16 protein-coding genes and 1 riboswitch are annotated in these 22030 nt (G+C 70.2%); of the genes, 7 read left to right on the forward strand and 9 right to left on the reverse strand.

Going from position 1 to position 22030, the window contains the following annotated elements:
• Positions 1-5: 5 nt before the first annotated feature.
• Together glnD and mutS are read right to left on the reverse strand one after the other, a co-directional pair.
• Positions 6-2696, reverse strand: coding sequence for a [protein-PII] uridylyltransferase (glnD, locus tag Q8Q71_RS08610; protein ID WP_305759173.1), 2691 nt, complete (start codon positions 2694-2696; stop codon positions 6-8).
• Entirely contained in the window at positions 2693-5398 is a 2706-nt protein-coding gene (gene mutS, locus Q8Q71_RS08615; protein WP_305759174.1) for a DNA mismatch repair protein MutS, read from the reverse strand. Before mutS ends, glnD begins: the two co-directional genes overlap by 4 nt.
• Before the next feature lie 91 nt (positions 5399-5489).
• Between mutS and Q8Q71_RS08620 the strand changes: the two genes are divergently transcribed.
• Positions 5490-6161, forward strand: coding sequence for a DUF4328 domain-containing protein (locus Q8Q71_RS08620; protein WP_305759175.1), 672 nt, complete (start codon positions 5490-5492; stop codon positions 6159-6161).
• A gap of 45 nt (positions 6162-6206) precedes the next feature.
• Positions 6207-6361, forward strand: a riboswitch (cobalamin riboswitch).
• 152 nt (positions 6362-6513) lie between these two features.
• The gene (locus tag Q8Q71_RS08625; RefSeq protein WP_305759176.1) at positions 6514-8352 is read left to right on the forward strand and encodes a TonB-dependent siderophore receptor; all 1839 of its coding nucleotides are present in this window, start codon (positions 6514-6516) and stop codon (positions 8350-8352) included.
• Here Q8Q71_RS08625 and Q8Q71_RS08630 read toward each other — a convergent pair.
• The 6 genes from Q8Q71_RS08630 to Q8Q71_RS08655 all read right to left on the reverse strand — a co-directional run bounded on the left by Q8Q71_RS08630 (position 8336) and on the right by Q8Q71_RS08655 (position 15341).
• Positions 8336-9229 (reverse strand): aldo/keto reductase, encoded by an 894-nt coding sequence (locus Q8Q71_RS08630; protein WP_305759177.1) that lies wholly within the window; start codon positions 9227-9229, stop codon positions 8336-8338. The genes Q8Q71_RS08625 and Q8Q71_RS08630 overlap by 17 nt on opposite strands.
• A 74-nt stretch (positions 9230-9303) precedes the next feature.
• Positions 9304-10203 (reverse strand): hypothetical protein, encoded by a 900-nt coding sequence (locus tag Q8Q71_RS08635; RefSeq protein WP_305759178.1) that lies wholly within the window; start codon positions 10201-10203, stop codon positions 9304-9306.
• A gap of 4 nt (positions 10204-10207) precedes the next feature.
• Positions 10208-11233, reverse strand: coding sequence for an SPFH domain-containing protein (locus tag Q8Q71_RS08640; protein WP_305759179.1), 1026 nt, complete (start codon positions 11231-11233; stop codon positions 10208-10210).
• A 31-nt stretch (positions 11234-11264) separates the two neighbouring features.
• The gene (gene recQ / locus Q8Q71_RS08645) at positions 11265-13151 is read right to left on the reverse strand and encodes a DNA helicase RecQ (protein WP_305759180.1); all 1887 of its coding nucleotides are present in this window, start codon (positions 13149-13151) and stop codon (positions 11265-11267) included.
• Positions 13152-13707: 556 nt separating this feature from the next.
• Positions 13708-14511: a glutaminyl-peptide cyclotransferase gene (locus Q8Q71_RS08650; RefSeq protein WP_305759181.1), complete on the reverse strand. Its 804-nt coding sequence runs from the start codon at positions 14509-14511 to the stop codon at positions 13708-13710.
• Between the two features lie 2 nt (positions 14512-14513).
• Positions 14514-15341 (reverse strand): TerC family protein, encoded by an 828-nt coding sequence (locus Q8Q71_RS08655; RefSeq protein WP_305759182.1) that lies wholly within the window; start codon positions 15339-15341, stop codon positions 14514-14516.
• Positions 15342-15464: 123 nt separating this feature from the next.
• Here Q8Q71_RS08655 and Q8Q71_RS08660 point away from each other — a divergent pair, with 123 nt between their 5' ends.
• On the forward strand, positions 15465-16193 hold the full coding sequence (locus Q8Q71_RS08660; RefSeq protein WP_305759183.1) for a TerC family protein: 729 nt from the start codon (positions 15465-15467) through the stop codon (positions 16191-16193).
• Positions 16194-16200: 7 nt separating this feature from the next.
• Here the strand turns inward: Q8Q71_RS08660 and Q8Q71_RS08665 are convergent, their stop codons facing one another.
• Positions 16201-17064 (reverse strand): endonuclease/exonuclease/phosphatase family protein, encoded by an 864-nt coding sequence (locus Q8Q71_RS08665; RefSeq protein ID WP_305759184.1) that lies wholly within the window; start codon positions 17062-17064, stop codon positions 16201-16203.
• Positions 17065-17331: 267 nt separating this feature from the next.
• Between Q8Q71_RS08665 and Q8Q71_RS08670 the strand changes: the two genes are divergently transcribed.
• From Q8Q71_RS08670 to atpD, 4 genes are all read left to right on the forward strand, one after another.
• Positions 17332-17886, forward strand: a complete 555-nt coding sequence (locus Q8Q71_RS08670; RefSeq protein WP_305759185.1) for a F0F1 ATP synthase subunit delta — start codon at positions 17332-17334, stop codon at positions 17884-17886.
• A gap of 60 nt (positions 17887-17946) precedes the next feature.
• The gene (gene atpA / locus Q8Q71_RS08675) at positions 17947-19482 is read left to right on the forward strand and encodes a F0F1 ATP synthase subunit alpha (RefSeq protein ID WP_305759186.1); all 1536 of its coding nucleotides are present in this window, start codon (positions 17947-17949) and stop codon (positions 19480-19482) included.
• A gap of 32 nt (positions 19483-19514) precedes the next feature.
• Complete coding sequence (locus tag Q8Q71_RS08680) at positions 19515-20393, forward strand: F0F1 ATP synthase subunit gamma (protein ID WP_305759187.1); 879 nt, start codon at positions 19515-19517, stop codon at positions 20391-20393.
• A 64-nt stretch (positions 20394-20457) separates the two neighbouring features.
• Entirely contained in the window at positions 20458-22023 is a 1566-nt protein-coding gene (atpD, locus tag Q8Q71_RS08685) for a F0F1 ATP synthase subunit beta (protein ID WP_305759188.1), read from the forward strand.
• The last annotated feature ends 7 nt before the right edge of the window (positions 22024-22030 follow it).

A 22030-nucleotide genomic window follows, 5' to 3' on the forward strand; every position in this document is an offset into this window, starting at 1 on the left:
GCGCCTTAGCGCGGTTCCGGCGCGCGCGATACCGGCTCCTGCGCGGACCGGCGGCGGCCGACCTCGGAGACGTCGCGCAGGCTGGCGCGGACGGGGGCCGAGACGCCGCGGCCGGCGCGTTCGGTGAAGTCGAGCACGGTTTCCAGATCGGCGCGCAGGGCGTCCAGCTTCGGTCCGGGTTTGGGCTTCCTGCCCGCCGCGTCGGTGACGTAGAAGCTGTCGACCGCCCGTTCGCCGAAGCCGGCGATATGGGCCGAACGGATCGAAAGGCCGTGAATGGCGAAGGCGCGCGCCAGATCGGCCAGCAGGCCGGGGCGGTCGGCGCCCGACACCTCGACCACGGCGGCGTCGGGGCTCTCCTCCAGATCGACCATGGCGGTGGGACGGACGTCAAAGGCGGCGCGGCGCGGATTGGGCGCCGCGGCGGGCGGCGGGGCGACGGACATGCCGCCACGGGCCGCGGCTTCCAGCGCCCGGATCAGCCGCATCAGCCGGCGCGGTTCGGCCTGGCCATAGGGCGCGCCGCCGCCGTCCTGGAGTTCGAATACGTCGAGGGCCGTGCCGTCGGGGGCGGTGGCGACCCGGGCGCCGACGACATCGGCCCCGGCGGCGGCGAGGGCGTCGGCCAGATCGACGAACAGACCGGGCCGGTCGCGGGCCGCGACGGCGACGCGGGCGGCGGCGCGTCCGTCGTCCCCGCTTCCGGCGACAGTCACGGCCTCGGCGGCGGCCCCATCGGCCCGGGCGCGGGCGACCAGGTCGGGATAGTCCTCCAGCGGATCGGTGTGGATCACGTCCTCGCCCCGGAACACGCCCTCGGTACGCTGGTAGAGATCGCGGATGAGGTTGCCCTTCCAGGCGTTCCAGACGCCCGGACCGACGGCGCGGATGTCGGCCACGGTCAGAATCAGCAGGGTGCGCAGCCGCTCGGGATCGCCGACCAGCTTCGTGAAGGCGCGCACCGTCGCCGGGTCCGAGACATCGCGCTTCTGGGCGTAGTCGCTGAGCGCCAGGTGGTTGCGCACCAGCCAGACCACGAACTCGGTCCGGCGCGGGTCGAGGCCCAGCCGGTCGCAGGCGCGGCGCGCGGCGATGGCCCCGTCCTCCAGCTGGCCCCGGTCGCCGCCCTTGCCGACATCGTGCAGCAGCATGGCCAGCATCAGGGCCTCGAAATCATCGATGCGGTGGACGATCTCGGTCGAGGCCGGATGGTCGGCCTTCAGCTTGCCGCGCCAGATGTCGTTGATGATGCCGATGGCCTGCAGGGTGTGCTCGTCGACCGTATAGGCGTGATACATGTTGAACTGGGTCTGGCCGACGATCCGCCCCCATTCCGGCAGGAACCGACCGAGAAGGCCCGTCTCGTTCATGAGGGTCAGGGCGCGGTAGGGTCGCTGGCCGTGGGCGAGAATGTCGAGGAAGGCGCGGGTCGCCTCGGGATCGCGGCGCAGGGACGGGGTGACCAGCGACAGCGAGCGGCTGACGGCCGAGAAGGCGTCCGGGTGCAGGTCCAGGTCGTGCTCGTCGGCCGTGCGGAACAGCATCAGCAGCTTTTCCGGCGCGGCGGCGAAGACCTCGGGACCGGTGACCGACAGACGGCCGGCGTCCTCAATGAAGCCGTCGACGCCCAGCTTGCGTTTGCGGCCCGGGATCAGGCGCGACAGGCTCATGGTCGGCTTCTGCTGACGCGCCTCCAGCTTGGCCGACATGGCGCGGGTCAGGGCGCCGACGTCGCGGGCGACGAGGAAGTAGCGACGCATGAAGCGTTCGACCGCCGGCTCGTCCCCGCGCCCGCGCCAGCCCATGCGACGGGCGACCTCGGGCTGGAGGTCGAAGGTCAGCTTCTCCTCGGCCCGCCCGGCCGTCAGGTGCAGATGCGCCCGGGTGCGCCACAAGAAGTCGAAGGATTCCTCGAAGGTCCGCCGCTCGCGCGCGGTCAGCAGGTCGTCGAGGACGCGGGCGCCGAGCGGGCTTTCCGGGGCCAGCGACCGGGCGATCCAGAACAGGGTGTTGAGATCGCGCAGGCCGCCCTTGCCGTCCTTGACGTTGGGCTCGACGCGATAGCGGACGGCCCCGGACTTGTGGTGGCGCAGGTCGCGCTCCTCCAGCTTGGCGCTGATGAAGGGGCGGGGGTCGGCCTTGACCACCATGGCGCGGAAGCGGGCGATGAAATCGTCGGCCAGCCGGTCGTCCCCGGCCAGGGGTCGCGCCTCCAGCAGGGTGGTGCGGATCACCATGTCGGATTTGGCCAGGGCGAGGCATTCGTCGACTGACCGCGCCGACTGGCCGACCTTCACGCCCAGGTCCCACAGGACGTACAGCATGAATTCGATCACCTGTTCGGTGCGTGGAATGGGTTTCCACGGTCGCAGGAACAGCAGGTCGAGGTCCGAGAAGGGCGCCAGCACGCCCCGGCCGTAGCCGCCCACCGCGATCAGGCTGAGCCGCTCGGCCTCCGTCGGATTGTGGGCAGGATAGAGCGTCTCGGTGGTGAACCGCCACAGGGTGGTCAGCAGCTCGTCGGCAGCGGCGGAATAGAGCCGGGCCACCTCGACGCCTTCGCCTCCGGCTTCCAGTCGACGGGACGCCCTGGCGCGGGCGGCGTCGAAGCTCTCGCGCAGGAGTCCGGCGACCGCCTTGCGCACGTCGGAGGCCGACGCGGCCTCGATCAGCCGGTCGTCGAGCGCGGGGGTCACCGGCGGCCCAGACCCTTCAGCCGGTACAGGGCCTCCAGCGCCTCGCGCGGCGACAGCTCGTCGGGCTCGATGGCCTGGAGCGCATCCTCCACGGCGGACGAACGGGGCGGCGGGGACGGCTCGGCCCGCCCCTGGCTCTGGGCGAACAGTGGCAGGTCGTCGAGGCTGATGGCGGCGCTCTTCTCGCCCTCCAGCCGGTCCAGCACCTCGCGGGCGCGGCGGACCACGGCGGTGGGCACGCCGGCGAGTTTCGCCACCTGGACGCCATAGCTGCGGTCGGCGGCGCCCGGCGCGGCCTCGTGCAGGAAGACGAGGTCGCCGTTCCACTCCCTGGCCACCATCGACAGATTGCAGACGTGGGCCAGCCGCGTCTCGAGGCCGGCCAGCTCGTGATAGTGGGTGGCGAACAGCGTGCGGGCGCGGTTGCGGTCGTGCAGAGCCTCGGCCACAGCCCAGGCGATGGCGAGGCCGTCATAGGTGGCCGTGCCGCGGCCGATCTCGTCCAACACCACGAAGCTGCGGTCGGTGGCCTGGGTCAGGATGGCGGCGGTCTCGACCATCTCGGTCATGAAGGTGGAGCGGCCGCGGGCGAGGTCGTCGCCGGCGCCGACGCGGCTGAACAGCCGGTCGACGACGCCCAGGCGCATGGCCCGGGCGGGTACGAAGGCGCCGGCCTGGGCCAGCACCACCAGAAGCGCGTTCTGGCGCAGGAAGGTCGACTTGCCGGCCATGTTCGGGCCGGTGACGATGGACAGCCGGGCGCAGGCGGCCCCGGATCCGTCGAGCTTGCAGTTGTTGGGCGTATAGGGATCGCCCTGCGCCTTCACCGCCGCCTCGACCACCGGATGGCGGCCGGCCGCCACCTCGAAACAGGTCGTGTCGTCGACGGCGGGGCGGACGGCCCCGACCTCCTCGGCCCATTCGGCGAGGGCGGCGTGGGCGTCCAGCTCGGCCACGGCTTCGGCCACGGCCTGCAGCGACCGGGCCAACGACTGCACGGTTGTGCGCCAGACCTCGAAGGTTTCGCCTTCGATAGCCAGCGCACGGTAGCCGGCCTGGCTGATCTTCGCATCCAGCTCGGACAGTTCGACGGTGGTGAAGCGGACCTGGTTGGCGAGGGTCTGGCGGTGGATGAAGGGACTTTCGCCCGACGGCCGCAACAGGGGTTCGGCGGCCTTGGCGCTGGTCTCGAGGAAATAGCCGAGCACGGCGTTGTGGCGGATCTTGAACGGCACGCCCGCCTCGGCCACGGCGCGGGCCTCGAGGTCGGCGACGACGCGGCGGCTGTCGTCGCGCAGGCGGCGGGCCTCCTCCAGTTCGGGACGGTAGCCGGCGGAGACGAAGCCGCCATCGCGGGCCAGATGCGGCGGCTCGGCGACCAGACCCTCGGCCAGATCGACCAGCAGGCGGCCGAGTTCGGGCGAGAGGATCAGTCGGTCCAGCGCCGCGGCGATGCGGGCCGGCGGGCCGGTCAATGGATCGCGGGCGGGCGGGAACAGGCCCGCTATGCCCTCGGCGATCGACAGACCGGTGCGGATGGCGGCGAGATCGCGCGGTCCTCCCCGGCCGAGCACGAGGCGGGAGGTCGCCCGGGCGACATCCGACGAGGCGCGCAGGCCGTCGCGCAGGTCGCGGCGCAGGTCGCGCCGCTCCACCAGCCATTCGACAGCGTCGAGTCCATGATTGATGGCCGTGGTGTCGCGCAACGGCCGGGCGATCCGCTCGGCCAGGGCCCGCGCCCCGCCCGAGGTGACGGTGCGGTCGATGCAGGCCAGCAGCGATCCCTCGCGTTCGCCGCGCTGGGTGCGGTCGATCTCGAGGCTGAGCCGGGTCGCCGGGTCGATGGCGAGGAAGCCGCTGTCGCCCGAGCGGCGCGGCGGCGACAGGGCGGGGATTTTCCCGGCCTGGGTCGTCTCCAGATAGGCGGCGATCAGGCCGAGGGCCGAGACCTCGGCCTCCTCGAAGGCGCCGAAGCCATCCAGCGAGGCGACGCCATACAGCCGCTCGACCCGCACCCGGGCCCCGACCGGTTCGGCCAGGGCCTGGGGCAAGGCCTGGACCACGCCGCCCGAGCCGTCGAGCGCGGCCCTGGTCGCCTCGTCCGAGAACAGGCGGTCCGGGACGAGCACCTCCGACGGCCGGAACGAGGCCAGGGTGGCGCCGAGGTCTTCCAGCGAACAGGCGACGGCGTCGACAGAGCCGGCGGACAGTTCGACCACGGCGACGGCGGCGCGGCCCTTGCGCACCGAGACGGCGGCCAGACGGTTGGCGCCGCGCGCGTCCAGCAGACTGTCCTCGGTCAGGGTGCCGGGGGTGACGACGCGGACGATGTCGCGGTGGACCACGGCCTTGGAGCCGCGCTTGCGGGCCTCGGCCGGGGCCTCCAGCTGTTCGCAGATGGCGGCCTTGAACCCCTGCCGGATAAGCCGCGCCAGATAACCGTCCAGGGCGTGGACCGGCACCCCGGCCATGGGAATGTCCTCGCCCTGGTGTTTGCCGCGTTTGGTCAGGGTGATGCCGAGGGCGGCCGAGGCGATCTCGGCGTCCCTGAAGAACAGCTCGTAGAAGTCGCCCATGCGGAAGAAGACGATGGCGTCGGGCTGGCTGGCCTTGGCCGCGAGGAACTGGGCCATGACCGGCGTCGTCCCCTCGCTGGACGGGACGGCGTCGGCTTTCGGAGGATGGACCAGGGGGGCGTTCATGAGGACGCGACAGGGTGAAGGATTGCGGCCCGCGCCTCAAGCGGTTGCTCAGCCGCGGCGAGTGTGCCTCTGTGGGCCACGGGGGAACGCCATGGCGACCGGGAAGACGTATACGACGCGACCGATCGCGACGCTGGGCGCGGCCGCGGCGCTCTGGCTGCTGATCAACGCCCTCGCCGACGGCTTCAGCGTCGTTCTGACCCTGATCGACCTTTCAATCCTGTCGCGGCTGCCGTCGGACGTTCGGGTGGGCTTTTTCGATCCGATACCCGACGCGAGCGGCGTGTTGGACGTCACCGGCCTGGGACGTCTGCCCGTCATCATCGTGTATCTCGCGACGGCCTTCATCACGCTGAAGTGGATATATCGCGCCAGCCGCAACGCCCATGCCCTCGGCCGCGGCCTGGACAGCGATCCGCCGTGGGTCGTCGGCTGGTTCTTCGTGCCGATCGCGATGCTGTGGAAGCCGTTCGAGGGCATGAGCGAGACGTGGCGGGTCAGCCAGGACCCCGAGGCCTGGAAGCGAGTCGCCTTGCCGGGCGTCATGCGGGTCTGGTGGGGATTCTGGCTTGTCTCGATGGTCGCCGGCAACATCTCGTTCCAGATCACACGCCGGGTCGAGACCATCGGCGGCGTCACCACCGCCACCGCGTTCGAGGCCTTGTCCGCCCTTGCGGGCATCGTCGCCGGCCTGGCCCTGCGCCACATCGTCCTGACTGTCAGCACCCGGCAGACCGACAAAATCCACACAAGCGTCTTCTGATCTTGCGCAAGCGGCGCCGCGCTGCGACAAGCGGCGCAGGCGGTTAAGGGAACGCGGTGTGACGCCGCGGCTGTGCCCGCAACTGTAGGCGGCGAGGTCGTCGTCCGATCCGGATGAAAGCATCCGGCGCCACTGGACCCTCCTTCGGGAGAGCCGGGAAGGCGTGGACTTCGACCGTTGACCCGCAAGCCAGGAGACCTGGCCGCCGACGTCGCTCGTCCGCTGTCCGGGACCAGGCAGAGGCGCGGTGAATCCGTCGAGGCGACCCGACACTTGCGCCGTTCTTCCGAACGGGTCGGTCGCCATTCCACGTCGCCGCGATGCGCTCGCGCGGGGACGACGGAGATATCGCATGACGCGATCCCTGCTTCTCGCCACGGCCGCCGCCGTGCTGCTTCCCCTGTCCGCCCGGGCCCAGACGATCGACGATCCCGACGCCGCCCTGGCCGAGGTGGTGGTCACCGCCACCCGCCTGCCGGCCATCGTCGCCGATACGCCGGGCGCGCGGGTGATCGACCGCCGGGCCATCGAGCAGCGCGGCGCGGTGTTCGCCGCCGACATCCTGCAGGACGTCCCCGGCCTTTCGGTGGTGCGATCGGGCGCCTTCGGCGGCGTCGCCCAGGTGCGGATGCGCGGGGCCTCGCCCGGCAAGACCCTGGTTCTGGTCGACGGCGTGCCGGTCAACGATCCGGCCGAGGTCAACGGGGCCTTCGACTTCTCGGGTCTGGAGCTTTCGGACATCGAACGGATCGAGGTCCTGTCGGGGCCGCAGTCGTCGCTGTGGGGCTCCGACGCCATCGGCGGGGTGATCGCCTTCACCACGCGCGACCTCGACGGTTTCGGAGTCGATCTGGAGGCTGGGTCGTACGAGACCGTGCGCGGCCGGCTGGCGGCGGGCGTCTCGACCGAACGGTACGGCTTCGGGGCCTGGGTTTCGCATTTCGACACCGACGGGATTTCCGCCGCGGACGAGGCGGACGGCAATCCCGAGGCCGACGGCTTCACCTCGACCACGGTCGGCGTGCGGGCCCGCTACGCCGTGACGCCCCGGGCGGCCCTGGACGGCGCGATCCGCTGGACCGACAGCGACGCGGGTCTGGACGGCTATCCGGCCCCGGCGTTCGCCCTGTCCGACACCCTCGACAGCCAGGCCAGCGGACAGTGGTCCGGGTTCGGCCGGCTGCGGCTGGACGCGATGGGGCTGGCGCATCAGTTCAGCATCTCGGCGTCCGACATTTCGCGCGAGACGGTCTCGGCCTTCCCCTCGGCCTTCGAGGCGAACCGGCAGGCCTTCCGCTGGCAGGCCGACGGCTCGGCGGCGGGCGTGGACTTCGCCATCGGGGCCGAACGCGAGGACACGGAGGGCAGCCTGTCCACCGGACTGACCGAGGAACTGGGCGCCAGCTCGGTCTTCGCCACGGCGCGGATCGATCCGACGGACCGGCTCAGCCTTACCGGCGCCCTGCGCCTTGACGACACGGATGATTTCGGTTCGAAGACGACGGGTCGGATCTCGGGGGCGTTCGACGCCGGGGCGGGCTTCATCCTGTCGGCGGCATACGGGACCGGGTTCAAGGCCCCGTCAATCAGCCAGGCGGTGTGCGATTTCTGCTTCTCGGCCCAGCCCTTCCCGGTTCTGCGTCCCGAGACGGCGGAAGGGTATGAGGGCGCGATCGGCTGGGTCTCGGCCGATGGCCGGATCGAGGGCCGGGCGACGGTCTATCGCCTTAATGTCGAGGACCAGATCACCTATGTGTTCGATCCCGCGACCTTCGACAGCTTCTATGTGAACGTCGCCGAGACGGCGACGGACGGGGTCGAGCTGGAGGGTCGGGCGCGGCTGGGCGGCGGCTTCGACCTCAGCCTGGCCTACGCCTGGACCGACGCCCGGGACCGGATCAGCGGCGCGCGGCTGCTGCGGGTTCCGGAGCAGGCGGGTTCGGCGACCCTGGGCTGGACCGGCGACCGGCTCTCCGGAGCCCTGACCGTGCGGGCCGAGGGCGACCAGGACGACGCCGGCGGCGTGCGCGAAGGTTTCGTAACGGCGAGTCTGAACGGATCGTACGCCTTGACCGGGGCCGTGACCCTGACCGGTCGGATCGAGAACCTGGGCGACGAACGCTACCAGCAGGTGTTCGGCTACGGCGAGCCGGGGCGGTCGGCCTATGTGGGGATCAGGCTGCGCTACTGACCCGGAGGGGACCGGCGGCGGTCGCCGTCGCCGGTTCCAGCTGCAGGGCGGCCCAGTCCAGCGCCGGGGTCGGGGCGTGGGCGGCGGCGACGACGGCGCGCAGCTCGGCGGCCGAGGCGATGCTGGCGACCACGGCCGAGACCTCGGGCAGGCCCATGGCGTAGGCCAAGGTGGCCTGCATCGGATCGACGCGGGCCTCGGCGAGGCGCCGGCGGATGCGCGACAGGGTCGGGGCGTGGCGATGCATCTCCGGCGGCAGGGCCTCGGCGCCGACGAACAGCAGGCCGTCGGCGAAGACCGAGGAGGCATGGACGGCCACATCCACGGCCGCCAGTTCGGACAGGACGCCGGAATGCTGGGCGCGCTGGTCCAGCAGGTTGCATTTCAGCTGGACGACGTCGGGCTGGAAGCGGCGGGCGAGAAGGGCCGGGCCATCCTCGATCGTGGCGCAGAAGCCGATGCGGCGGTACAGGCCCCGGTCCTTCAGGGCGAGCAGGCGGTCCCACAGGGCCCGGCCCTCGGCCCCGGCGAGGTCGGAGGCGCTGGTGATCAGCAGCAGGTCGCCGCGCGGCAGGCCCAGACGCTCCAGCGACCGGCGGGCCCGGGCTTCGACCCGGTCGACGCCGTCGCCGACGGGCACGGTGCGGACCGACACCTGGAAGGGCGAGGGGAAGGGCCAGGCCTGGCCGAGCCAGCGTTCGCCGTCTCCGTCCGGCCGGGTGGCGACCCGGGCGATGCCGGAATCGGCGGCGGTCTGGAGCAGCAGACGCAGGGATTCCTCGCGCGCGCCGGCCGGCGCGGGGATGGCGCGGTCGGGCTGGTGCACGACGGCCAGAGCCAGTTTGTCGACCGGGGACGGGGCGCGGCTGGGGATCACCGAAGGAGTGTGACGGCGAATGTTTAAGGCCCCCCTTCCGAGACCTTGCCCGAAGCTTAACCGGCGAACGGCGATCAGCCGGGCCGGACCAGCATCAGGAACCGCGGCGACGGCGCCACCGTGACCTTTCGTCCCCAGCCGAAAGCCAGCCGGTCCTGCTCGATGCCGTCGGCGAAGATGACGCCTCCGTCGTTCATCCGCGAGGTCACGACCAGCGGCGCGGCCGTATCCGCCCTCCCCCACTGGATGTCGGCGCCGGTGGCCACGCTGGGCCAGGGTTCGCGCACGAAGAAGGCGAGGTCGGGCCCGGTCGGCGATGGCGCCACGCCCTCGCCGGTGGCGGTCATGATCGACCGCGCCCAGCCGGTCGCGCCGGTGCCGGTCGAGACGATCAGGCCGGACGAGGACTGAAGCTCCGTCATGCCGTCATAGGCGATCAGATAGCGGGCCGACTGGTGGCTGTGGTGGCCGACGAAGATCTCGTTCAGCGCCTCGAGCGTCTGGCCGTCGTCCAGGGTCGCCCGGGCCATGGTGCGGCGCTCGATCTCCGCCGCGCCGGCGGCGACGGCCGGCAGAAGCCCCGGCAGGTCGGCGGCGGCCAGCGGGACGAGCACTCCCTCATTGACGTCGGCGTCGGGATTGACGCCGAGCACGGGCTGCCCGGAGACGTATTTGGCCAGGTTGGCGACCAGCCCGTCCTGGCCCAGGGCGATGACGATGTCTTCCGGCGCGAACAGGAAGCGGTCGAGATCGCCGCGGCCCACGCGGGCGACGCGCCAGTGGTCGGGGATGGCCAGACGGACCTGGCGCACGGTTTCGCCGAAGGCCTCGTGCCCGGCCTGGACCCGGTCGATGTCCTGCCCGCGGGAGCGCAGGAAGAACCGGACCTGCTCGCGGGTCGAATGGGCGGCGAGCAACCGTTCCCAGTCGGTTTCGCGCGTGACCAGGACCGCGCGCGGAGCCAGCCTGCCCATCGGATCAGATCTTCGGCGGACGCGCGGCCGGGGCCCTGGGCGCGGGCGGTTCGGCTCCGCCGGTCCGGGCGGACCGCAGGGCGTCGCCGATGAAGGCGCTGAGCACCTCGGGCGAGATGTTCAGATGTTCGATGGTGTGCAGCTTGCCGGCGAATTCCTGGGCGGCGAGGCCCAGGATCACCGCCGGAGACTGGTCGCTGTAGATGGCCACGCGGGTGCGTTCCATGTCGGCCCGGGCCTGCTGGATGGTGCGGATGCGCTGGGCCTCGCCGTCGGCGACGATCTGTTTCGAGGCGGCCTCGGCCTGGGCCCGGCCGCGGGCGTTGTCGTCCTCGCGCTCGATCAGTTCGCGCTGGCGGCGGGCCAGCTCGATCTCGTTCGACAGCTCGTTCTCGGCGATGGCCCGTTCCTTTTCGACCGCGAGGGCGCGGCGCTCGAAGGTGGCCTGGTCGGCCTGCTGCTGCAGCCGCTCGAAGGTCGGGGTCTTGAGCGCCCGCTCCAGCTCGCTGGACGGCGAGACGTCCGCCACCCGGACCGCGACGATGGTCAGACCCAGACCCGACAGGCCGTCCGAGCCGGACAGGCCGCGCTCGATGCGCTCGTGCAGCGGCTTGACCCCGGCGCTGAGGATTTCGCCGATGTCCAGTTCGGCCAGGTACTGGGCGGCGAACTGCTGGGCCACGCCGGTCAGCAGGCTGTCGATCTGGTCCAGCGGCCGGCCCAGATGCACGCCCTGACGCAGGTCGATGCTGAAGTCGATGCGGTCGGCCATGGCCTCGGGGTTCGAGACCCGCCAGACCACCACGCCCTGGACCGTGACCTCCTGGAAGTCGCGCGAGCGGCTCTTGAACAGGAAGGGCAGGTCGCGGTCGTCCATCGGCATCTGGGCGATGGAGGCGCCGTCGGGCATGAACCAGAAGGCCAGGCCGCGGCCGGATTTCCGGCGTTCGCCCCGCTGGTACAGCTGGATGTGGGCGCTCGCATCGCTGCGCAGCAGCCGGAACGGTCCAAAGGTCTTGATCTCGGCCATGCGTGCGCTTCCCCCTGCGGCGTCGCCCTGTCTAGCCGAGGTTGCGCAGCGCCTCCAGCACCCCCTTGCCGTAGCGGTCCAGCTTGGTCTGGCCGACGCCGGAGATGTGGCCGAGCGTCTCCAGATTTCCGGGCTCGGCGAGGGCGATTTCCAGCAGGGTCTTGTCCTGGAAGATGACGTAGGGGGGGACGCGCTGTTCGGACGCCCGGTCGCGGCGCCAAGCGCGCAGGGTCTCGAAGCGGGCGCGGACGTCGGCGTCCAAGGTCTCCAGCGCGGCGTTACGCCCGGTGCGGACGCGCTCCTTCGAGCCGACCACGCGGGCGGGGGTCAGGCGGACCTCGACGGCGCGTTCGCCGCGATAGACGGCGCGGACGGCCTCCGGGTCGCCGATGCGGACCAGCGGCTTGCCCTCGTTGGGATCCTCGACCAGCAGACCCTCGAACATCAGATGGTCGACCACGTCGCGCCATGTGTGCAGGGCGACGTCGGCGCCGATGCCCCAGGTCGACAGGGCGGTCTCCCACGGCTGGACCTCCTTCGTCTTGCCGAGCAGGTGGTCGATGACGCGGGTCTTGCCGAAGCGTTCGCCCAGCCGCTGGACGGCGGCCAGCGCCTTCTGCGCCTGAACCGTGGCGTCGAACACGGCGGGCGGGTCGAGACAGACGTCGCAGACGCCGCAGGGCCGGGCGTCCGCCTCGCCGAAATAGCGGCGCACCGTCTGCGGGCGGCAGGTCGCGCCGTCCAGCATGGCGAACAGCTGGCGCGCCTTCCTGACCTGCACCGCCTTGACCTCCTCGGCCATGGGGCGGCCGTCGAGGCGCTTCAGGGTCCAGGCGATGTCGGACGGGCCGTACAGGGTGATGCCCTCGGCGGGCTCGCCGTCGCGGCCGGCGCGGCCGATCTCCTGCCAGTAGGCCTCCAGCGAACCGGGCGGATCGGCGTGGATGACGAAGCGGACGTCGGCCTTGTCGACGCCCATGCCGAAGGCGATGGTGGCGACCATGACCGCGCCGTCCTCGGCCAGGAAGCGCTCCAGCCGGCGGTCACGGTCGCGGGCGTCCATGCCGGCGTGATAGGCGATGGCGTTGGTCCCGGCGGACTTGAGGGCGTCGGCGACGCGCTCGCAGCCGTCGCGCGAGCCGCAGTAGACCACGCCCGACTTGCCGCGCCGCTGGCGCACCAGATCGATGACGGCGGCGTCGGTCCGGGCCCGCGAGGCGTTCTCCTTGCGCACGGCCGAGAGCTGCAGGTTCGGACGGGCGAAGCTGTCGACGATGACCTTCGCCCCCTCGAGCCGCAGGGAGCGGACGATGTCCTCGCGGGTGCGGGCGTCGGCGGTGGCGGTGACGGCGATGCGGGGGACGCCGGGGAAGAGTTCGGCGAGCCGGCCGAGGGTGCGATAGTCGGGGCGGAAGTCATGTCCCCATTGTGAGACGCAGTGGGCCTCGTCAATGGCGATCAGGCTCAGCGGCAGGTCGCGCAGCCGGTCGGTCAGATGCGGCTGGGCCAGTCCCTCGGGCGAGACATAGAGCAGGTCGAGCTCGCCGGCCTTCGCCTGACGCCAGATAGCCGAGCGGTCGTCCATGGAAACGCCGGAATCGAGCCGCGCGGCGGCGACGCCCTGCTGTTTCAGCGCCTCGACCTGGTCGGTCATCAGGGCGATCAGGGGCGAGACGACGAGGCCGAGGCCGGGCCGCAGCATGGCCGGGATCTGGTAGCAGACCGACTTGCCGCCGCCGGTCGGCAGCACGGCCAGCACGTCGCGGCCGGCGAGAATCTCGGCGACCACGTCCGCCTGCAGCCCGCGGAAGTCGCCATGGCCCCAGACCCGCTCCAGCGTCGCGCGGGCGTCGGCGAGGGACGGCGCAGGCGGCGGGGTCAGGATCGAGTCGGCGAGCATGGCGGCCTTGTGCCTCATTTGTTCCGGAGTGAGAAGGCATGGGTCTTCGCTCTCCGGCGGGGATGCCGGAAAGGTCGGGGAGGGTGCAGGGCGGCCGGGCCTCGCCCGGTGCTTGAATGTTTTTACCGTTTCGACGAGACAGACAGCCCCGCGCGGTCGTTTTCCACGCGCTCTCCGGCTGGCGGCCCTGACATTCGGGCCTTGCCGGATCATCCGCCGGAACCGTTGCCGATCCCGACGCGGGGCGGACATGGCGTCATCCGACGCCAGCGGTCCGCATCCAGCGGCGCGCGGCGAGCAGGCGACGCCATCCATCGACGTCCTCAAGGACCCCCGGGGTCTCCATCCCCCGGGCTTCATCGCTCGACCACAGCCCGCCGTCATCGAGAACGTGGATCCGACGCCCTCCCCTTCGACGGGATGGGCCGGAGTCTCGCACGGGGCCTACATGCGGCGCGCAAATGACGCTGCATTTCCGGAAAGGCGTGGAAAAACAACAGGCGGGTCGAGAAAATTGCTGTGTCTGGAAATTTTTAGCGCGCACGCCCAAACCCGCGCGCAGGCCGCCGGACGGTCAGCGCGGCTCCGTCAACCGGATCTCGAACAAGGTCGGCCAGTTCTTGCCGGTGACGAACAGACGCCGGCCCTCCGCGTCCCAGGCGATGCCGTTCAGCACCGCGTCGGTCGGGTCCAGCCCGCTCCGGTCCGGCATCAATCCGGCCAGGTCGATGACGCCCGTCACCACGCCGGTGGCCGGGTCGATGCGGACGATGATGTCGGATTGCCAGATATTGGCGAAGACCTCGCCGTCGATCCACTCCAGTTCGTTGATCCGGCGCAAGGGCCGGCCGTCGAGGGTGACGGCGACGCGACCGGTCTCGGCCAGGGTCTCCGGGTCGAAGAAGCGCAGCGCCGCCGTGCCGTCCGACAGGATCAGCCGGTCGCCGTCGTCGGTCAGGCCCCAGCCCTCGCCCGCATAGGCGAACTCGCCGCGCGGCTCCAGATCGTCGGCGTCCCAGACGAAGGCCTTGCCGCTGGTCCAGGTCAGGGTCACGACCCGATCGCCGATGTCGGTCAGGCCCTCGCCGAAATGGGCCGGGTCCAGGTCGCGCCGCTGCAGCACCGCCCCGTCCTCGAGCCGCACCCGACGCACGGTCGAGGGACGGCGGCCGGTGCTTTCGAGCAGGACGCCATCGCGGAACGCCAACCCCTGGGTGAAGGCGCCGGGGTCATGTGGAAAGCTCCGCACCACCTCGAAGCCGTAGACCGGGACGGGGGCCGGGGCCGGGGCCGATGCGGGAACGGGCGGGGGCGTCGTCTGCGCCGCCGCCGGCAGGGGCGTCAGCAGCGCGATGAGAAGAAGGGCGGCCCCCCGCATGGTCAGACCCCGGGTTCGGCCGTCTCGGCCTTGTTCAGCGCCGCCTGGCGGGCCGCGAGGGCCGCGGCCTTCTTCGCCGACGCGGCGCGGCCCATCATGTTCAGCCCCTCCACCAGGGCCGAGAAGGCCATGGCGGCGTAGATATAGCCCTTGGGCACATGGACGCCGAAGCCGTCGGCGATCAGCACCATCCCGATCATCAGCAGGAAGCCGAGGGCCAGCATGACGATGGTCGGGTTCTTGTCGATGAAGTCCGCCAGCGGGTCGGAGGCGACCAGCATGGCGATGACGGCGATGACCACGGCGACCATCATGATCGGCACATGGTCGGTCATGCCGACAGCGGTCAGGATGGAGTCGATCGAGAACACCAGGTCCAGCAGGATGATCTGGCCGATGGCGGCCCCGACGTTGTTGATGACGGCCGTGGTCTTGTTCTTCTCCAGCAGGTCGTCGCCGATGCTGGTGTCGACGGCGTGGTGGACCTCGGTCGTCGCCTTCCAGACCAGGAACAGGCCGCCGGCGATCAGGATCAGGTCGCGCCAGCTGAAGGCCGTGTCCCAGCCCGCGCCGGCGAGACCGAGATCGAACACCGGTCGGGTCAGGCCGACGATCCAGCCGATGGTGGCCAGCAGGCCCAGCCGCATGACCAGGGCCAGGCCGATGCCGATGCGGCGGGTGCGCTGGCGATGCTCGGGCGGCAGCTTGTTCGACAGGATCGAGATGAAGATCAGATTGTCGATGCCCAGCACCACCTCCATGACCACCAGGGTGATCAGGGCCGCCCAGGCGGCGGGATCGGTCAGCAGGCCGGCAATGCCTTCGAACATCGGGGGATCGTCTCCAGAAACCAGTCGTTCGTCCTAGCCGCCGGGTCGCTGTCCAGCAAGGCGGGCCCTATGGACGAAGCGTCGCGGCGCTTCGTATAGAACGCCGACCGCCGAGGAACGATCATGCTCGAGATTTTCACCGCCGAGGCCCTGACCAGCCTCCTCGCCCTGACCTTCCTCGAGATCGTGCTGGGGATCGACAACATCGTCTTCCTGGCCGTGTCGGTGGCCCGCCTGCCGGCGGACAAGCAGAGCCGGGCGCGGCAGATCGGCCTGTGGATGGCCATGGTCATGCGCATCGTCATGCTGTTCGGCCTGGCGCTGCTGACCCATATGGAGGCCTCGCTGTTCAGCGCCTTCGGCCATGACTTCACCATCGAGAGTCTGGTGCTGATCGCGGGCGGCCTGTTCCTGCTCGCCAAGGGCACGATGGAGGTCCACCACTCGGTCGAGGGCGACCACGACCAGAACACGGTGGTGGGCAAGGCCACGGCGATGGGCGCGGTGCTGGCCCAGATCGCCGTGATCAATGTGGTCTTCTCGCTGGACAGCGTGATCACGGCCGTCGGCATGACCGATCTGGTCTGGGTGATGATCACGGCGGTGGTGCTGTCGACCCTGGTCATGCTGTTCGCCGCCAAGCCGGTCGCCGACTTCATCGACAAGGCGCCGACGACCAAGATCCTGGCCCTGTCGTTCATCCTGCTGGTGGGCGTGGCGCTGGTGGCCGACGGCTTCGGCTTCCACATCCCGCGCGGCTATCTGTATTTCGCCATCGCCTTCTCGCTGGGCGTCGAGCTGCTGAACCAGGCCTATCACCGCAACCGGGCGAAGAAGACGGCCGCGCACTAGGAACCGGTCAGGGCGCGGCCGGAACCAGGTCCGCGACGACCGGGAAATGGTCCGAGATCACCCGGCCGCCGAAGGAGTCCGTCGGCACGGCGAACCGCTGCACGGACAGGCCCGAGCTGACGAAGACGTGGTCGATGGCGACGCCCTGGTTGTCGCTGGCGATGTCGAAGGCGTTGAAGGTGCCGGCGGGTCCGAAGGTCACGGGGCTGATCGCGCGGGCGTCGCGCAGGCCCGAGGCGACGATGCGGCGGTACGGCGCGGTGTCGGGCCCGGTGTTGAAGTCGCCCATCAGCACCACCTCGGCCGACGCGCCGTCGACCCGGGCCGGCGTCATGCCCGCGACCAGAACCGCGCACTGCTCGCGCGCGACGACGCCGACATGGTCGAAATGGGTGTTGCGCACGTCCAGCAGCCGGCCGTCGCGCCGGTCGCGCAACACCACCCGGGTGACGGTGCGGGGATAAGCCGCGTCCCAGCCCTTCGACGGCCGGTCGGGCGTGGGCGAACACCAGAAGGTTTCCGCGCTGAGGCGCTCGTACCGGTCGCGCCGCCAGAACAGCGCAGCGCTCTCGCCCACGAGGCCGTCGTCGCGGCCGACGCCGTAGTGGTCGTACGCCGGCAACTGGCCGGCCAGCCAGTCGACCATGTGGGGCTGCGCCTCCTGCACGCCGAGCAGGTCCGGATCGAGGAAGGCGATCTGGGCCGCCATGTGGGGGCGGCGCTCGACCCAGGCCGGATTGTCGGCCGGGACGTCGACCCGGATGTTGTAGCTCATCACCCGGAACCCGGCCGGATCCCCGGCGGCCGCGGCGGGCGCGGCCGTCACGAGGACGAGGGCGGCGAGGGCGGCGGCGATCCGGGCGAGAGTCATCGGGGGCATCCGGGCGAACTGGGGCGGCCCCATTCTCTCCCGCCCGGCCGCCGGCCGCCACGTCAAATCCGGTTTCGCCCCGGCGCCCTGCGGCCGACCGCCTCGGTTGCGGTCGGGGGGTTACGGTGCTATCAGGCGCCCGGCTGAGCCGGAGGGTGCGTTGCAAGACGCGCCCCCCAAGTGCTTTCTCAAAGCATTTCAGACCTTTGACTGGCGCGGATACGCCGCCGGTCGCCAACCCGAACGCCAACCGCGCGGACATGACAAGTGGCTGACGACTACAGGACGACGGAAGTCGGCGAGCGCTACGCACAGGCGCTGTTCGACCTCGCTGACGAGACGGGCGTTCTGGACGCCGTCCGCGCCGACCTGGCCTCGCTGCGCGCGGCCTGGAACGAGAGCGCCGACCTGCGCCGTCTGGCCCAGTCGCCGGTCATGGCGTCCGAGGACCAGCAGAAGGGCCTCACAGCCATCGCCGACAAGGCGAAGTTCAACGGCGTCACCCGCAACTTCCTCGGCCTGCTGGCCCAGAACGGCCGCGCGCGCGACCTGACCGCGGTGATCGCCGGCTTCGACCTTCTGTATGCGAAGAAGACGGGCGTGGTCGCCGCCGAGATCGTCTCGGCCCAGGCCCTGACCGCCGCCCAGATGAAATCCATCCAGACCGCGCTCCGCACCTCGCTGGGCAAGGATCCGGAGATGACCGCCCGCGTCGATCCGTCGATCCTGGGCGGCCTCAAGGTCAAGGTCGGCTCGAAGCTGTTCGACGCCTCGCTGAAGACCAAACTCGACCAGATGAAGTTTGCGCTTAAACGCGCCTGACCCCCCACGTTCGCGGCTCCGACGGGGTCGCGCCGACAAGACGATAACAGAGAGCCTGTCATGGACATCCGCGCCGCCGAAATCTCGGCCATCCTCAAGTCGCAGATCGCCTCCTTCGGCGTCGAAGCCGACGTGTCCGACGTCGGCCAGGTGCTGTCGGTCGGCGACGGCATCGCCCGCATCCACGGTCTGGACAATGTCCAGGCCGGCGAGATGATCGAATTCCCCAAGGCCGGCGTGAAGGGCATGGCCCTGAACCTCGAGCGCGACAACGTCGGCGCCGTGATCTTCGGCCAGGACAACCAGATCGCCGAGGGCGACGAGGTCCGCCGTCTGGGCGAGATCGTGGACGTGCCGGTCGGCAAGGGCCTGCTGGGCCGCGTCGTCAACCCGCTGGGCGAGCCGATCGACGGCAAGGGCCCGATCCAGCTCACCGAGCGCCGCCGCGTCGACGTCAAGGCGCCGGGCATCATCCCGCGCAAGTCGGTGCACGAGCCGATGCAGACCGGCCTGAAGGCCATCGACACCCTGATCCCGATCGGCCGCGGCCAGCGCGAACTGATCATCGGCGACCGTCAGGTCGGCAAGACCGCCGTCGCCATCGACACCATCCTGAACCAGAAGAGCACCAACGCCGCCGCCGCCTCGGAAGGCGAGAAGCTGTACTGCATCTACGTCGCCATCGGCCAGAAGCGCTCGACCGTGGCCCAGATCGTCAAGACGCTCGAGGAGCGCGGCGCCCTGGACTACACCATCGTCGTCGCCGCCACGGCGTCGGAGCCGGCCCCGCTGCAGTTCCTGGCCCCGTTCTCGGGCACGGCCATGGGCGAGTTCTTCCGCGACAACGGCATGCACGCCCTGATCGTCTATGACGACCTGTCCAAGCAGGCTGTCGCGTATCGCCAGATGTCCCTGCTGCTGCGCCGTCCGCCGGGCCGCGAAGCCTATCCGGGCGACGTCTTCTATCTGCACAGCCGCCTGCTGGAGCGTTCGGCCAAGCTGAACGGCGACTATGGCTCGGGCTCGATGACCGCCCTGCCGCTGATCGAGACCCAGGCCAACGACGTCTCGGCCTACATCCCGACCAACGTCATCTCCATCACCGACGGCCAGATCTTCCTCGAGTCCGACCTGTTCTACCAGGGCATCCGCCCGGCCGTGAACGTCGGCATCTCGGTGTCGCGCGTGGGCTCCTCGGCCCAGACCAAGGCGATGAAGAAGGTCGCCGGCTCGATCAAGGGCGAGCTGGCCCAGTATCGGGAAATGGCCGCCTTCGCGAAATTCGGCTCCGACCTCGACGCCTCGACCCAGAAGCTGCTGGCCCGCGGCGCGCGCCTGACCGAGCTGCTGAAGCAGCCCCAGTACAGCCCGCTGACCATGGAGGAGCAGGTCGTCTCGGTCTACGCCGGCACGCGCGGCTATCTGGACGGCATCGCGGTGGGCGACATCGGCCGTTTCGAGAGCGAGCTGCTGGCCCGCATCAAGTCGTCGAACGCCGGCCTGCTGGACGGCATCCGCGCCAAGAAGGACCTGACGCCGGAGCTCGAGACCGAGCTGAAGTCGGTGCTGGACGCCTTCCTCAAGACCTTCGCCTGAGCCCCGACCGGATAGCGAGAGAGTAGCCCCGGATGGCCAGCCTCAAGGAAATGCGCAATCGGATCGGAAGCGTGAAGTCCACGCAGAAGATCACGAAGGCCCTGAACATGGTCGCCGCGGCCAAGCTGAAGCGCGCCCAGGACCAGGCCGAGAGCGCGCGTCCCTACGCCCGCAAGATGGCGGCGGTGATCGCCAACCTCGCCGCCGGCGTGTCCGGCGACGGGGCGCCGAAGCTGCTGGCGGGCACGGGTCGGGACCAGAAGCACCTGATCGTCGTCGCCACCGGCGACAAGGGTCTGGCCGGCGGGTTCAACACCAACGTCATCCGCGCCGCGCGCGAGCGCATCAAGGCGCTGCTGGCCGAGGGCAAGGACGTTCGGATCATCGCCGTGGGCCGCAAGGTCCGCGACGGCCTGAGCCGCGTCTATGGCGACCGGCTGGTGAAGACGTTCGAGATGTCGGACCACAAGGTCATCGGAATGCCGGCGGCGGAGCCCATCGCGGCCCTGATCGCCGAGGAGTTCGAGGCCGGCAACGCCGACGTCGTGACCCTGTTCTACAGCCGCTTCCAGTCGGTCATCGCCCAGGTGCCGACGCCGAAGCAGCTGATCCCGGCGGTCGTCGACGGCGACGCCCCGCCGATCGACCTGAACGGCGCGACCTACGAATACGAACCCTCGGAAGAGGAAATCCTCGAGACCCTGCTGCCGCGCAACATCACCACCCAGGTGCTGGCCGCCCTGTACGAGAACCAGGCCAGCTTCTTCGGGGCCCAGATGGGCGCCATGGACAACGCCACGCGCAATGCGGGCGACCTGATCAACAGCCTGACCCTGCAGTACAACCGCAAACGGCAGGCCCAGATCACCACCGAACTGATCGAGATCATCGCCGGCGCCGAAGCCCTCTGATCCGAACCCCGCCCAGATACGCCCAGATACACGCCAAGCACGACCTTCCGAACGGAACGAACCGATGACCGACACCACCGCCAAGAAACCCGCCGCCCGGAAGCCCGCCGCTTCCAAGGCTCCCAAGAACGTTTCGGGGGCCGCCGCCGCGACCGGCAACGCCGCCTATACGGCCGGCACCGGCGTGGGCCGGATCGCCCAGGTCATCGGCGCCGTCGTGGACGTCGAGTTCACCGGCCAGCTGCCGGCCATCCTCAACGCCCTCGAGACGCAGAACATCGACCAGAAGACCGGCAAGCCGTTCACCCTGGTGCTCGAGGTCGCCCAGCACCTCGGCGAGAACATGGTCCGCACCATCGCCATGGACACCTCGGAAGGCCTGACCCGCGGCCAGGCCGTGGTCGACACCGGCACCTCGATCCTGGCTCCGGTCGGCCCCGGCACCCTCGGCCGGATCATGAACGTCGTCGGCGCGCCGATCGATGAACAGGGCCCGATCAAGACCACCATGTACCGTCCGATCCACCGCGAGGCCCCGAGCTTCGAGGAGCAGTCGACGTCGTCGGAAATCCTCGTCACGGGGATCAAGGTCATCGACCTGATGTGCCCCTACACCAAGGGCGGCAAAATCGGCCTGTTCGGCGGCGCCGGCGTGGGCAAGACCGTGACCATGCAGGAGCTGATCAACAACATCGCCAAGGCGTACGGCGGCTATTCGGTTCTGGCCGGCGTGGGCGAGCGCACCCGTGAAGGCAACGACCTGTACCACGAGATGATCGAGTCCAACGTCAACGTGGACCCGACCAAGAACGGCGGTTCGACCGAGGGCTCCAAATGCGCCCTGGTCTACGGCCAGATGAACGAGCCTCCCGGCGCCCGCGCCCGCGTGGCCCTGACCGGCCTGGCCCAGGCCGAGTATTTCCGCGACGAAGAGGGCAAGGACGTCCTGCTGTTCGTCGACAACATCTTCCGCTTCACCCAGGCCGGTTCGGAAGTGTCCGCCCTGCTGGGCCGCATCCCCTCGGCCGTGGGCTATCAGCCGACCCTGGCCACCGAAATGGGCAATCTGCAGGAGCGCATCACCTCGACCAAGAAGGGCTCGATCACCTCGGTCCAGGCCATCTACGTGCCCGCCGACGACCTGACCGACCCGGCCCCCGCCGCCTCGTTCGCCCACCTTGACGCCACGACCGTGCTGAGCCGCGACATCGCCGCCCAGGCCATCTTCCCGGCCGTGGACCCGCTGGACTCGACCTCGCGGATCATGGACCCGCTGGTCATCGGCGAGGAGCACTACCGCGTCGCCCGTTCGGTCCAGGAAGTCCTGCAGCAGTACAAGGCGCTGAAGGACATCATCGCCATCCTGGGCATGGACGAGCTGTCGGAAGAGGACAAGCTGATCGTCTCGCGCGCCCGCAAGATCCAGCGCTTCCTGTCGCAGCCCTTCTTCGTGGCCGAGCAGTTCACCGGCGCCGACGGCAAATTCGTCTCGCTGGAAGACACCATCCGCTCGTTCAAGGGCATCGTCGCCGGCGAATACGACCACCTGCCGGAAGCGGCCTTCTACATGGTCGGCGCCATCGAGGAAGCCGTCGAGAAGGCCCAGAAGCTCGCCGCCGAGGCGGCCTGATCCAATG

The sequence above is a fragment of the Brevundimonas sp. genome, assembly GCF_030704825.1.
GTDB lineage: Bacteria > Pseudomonadota > Alphaproteobacteria > Caulobacterales > Caulobacteraceae > Brevundimonas.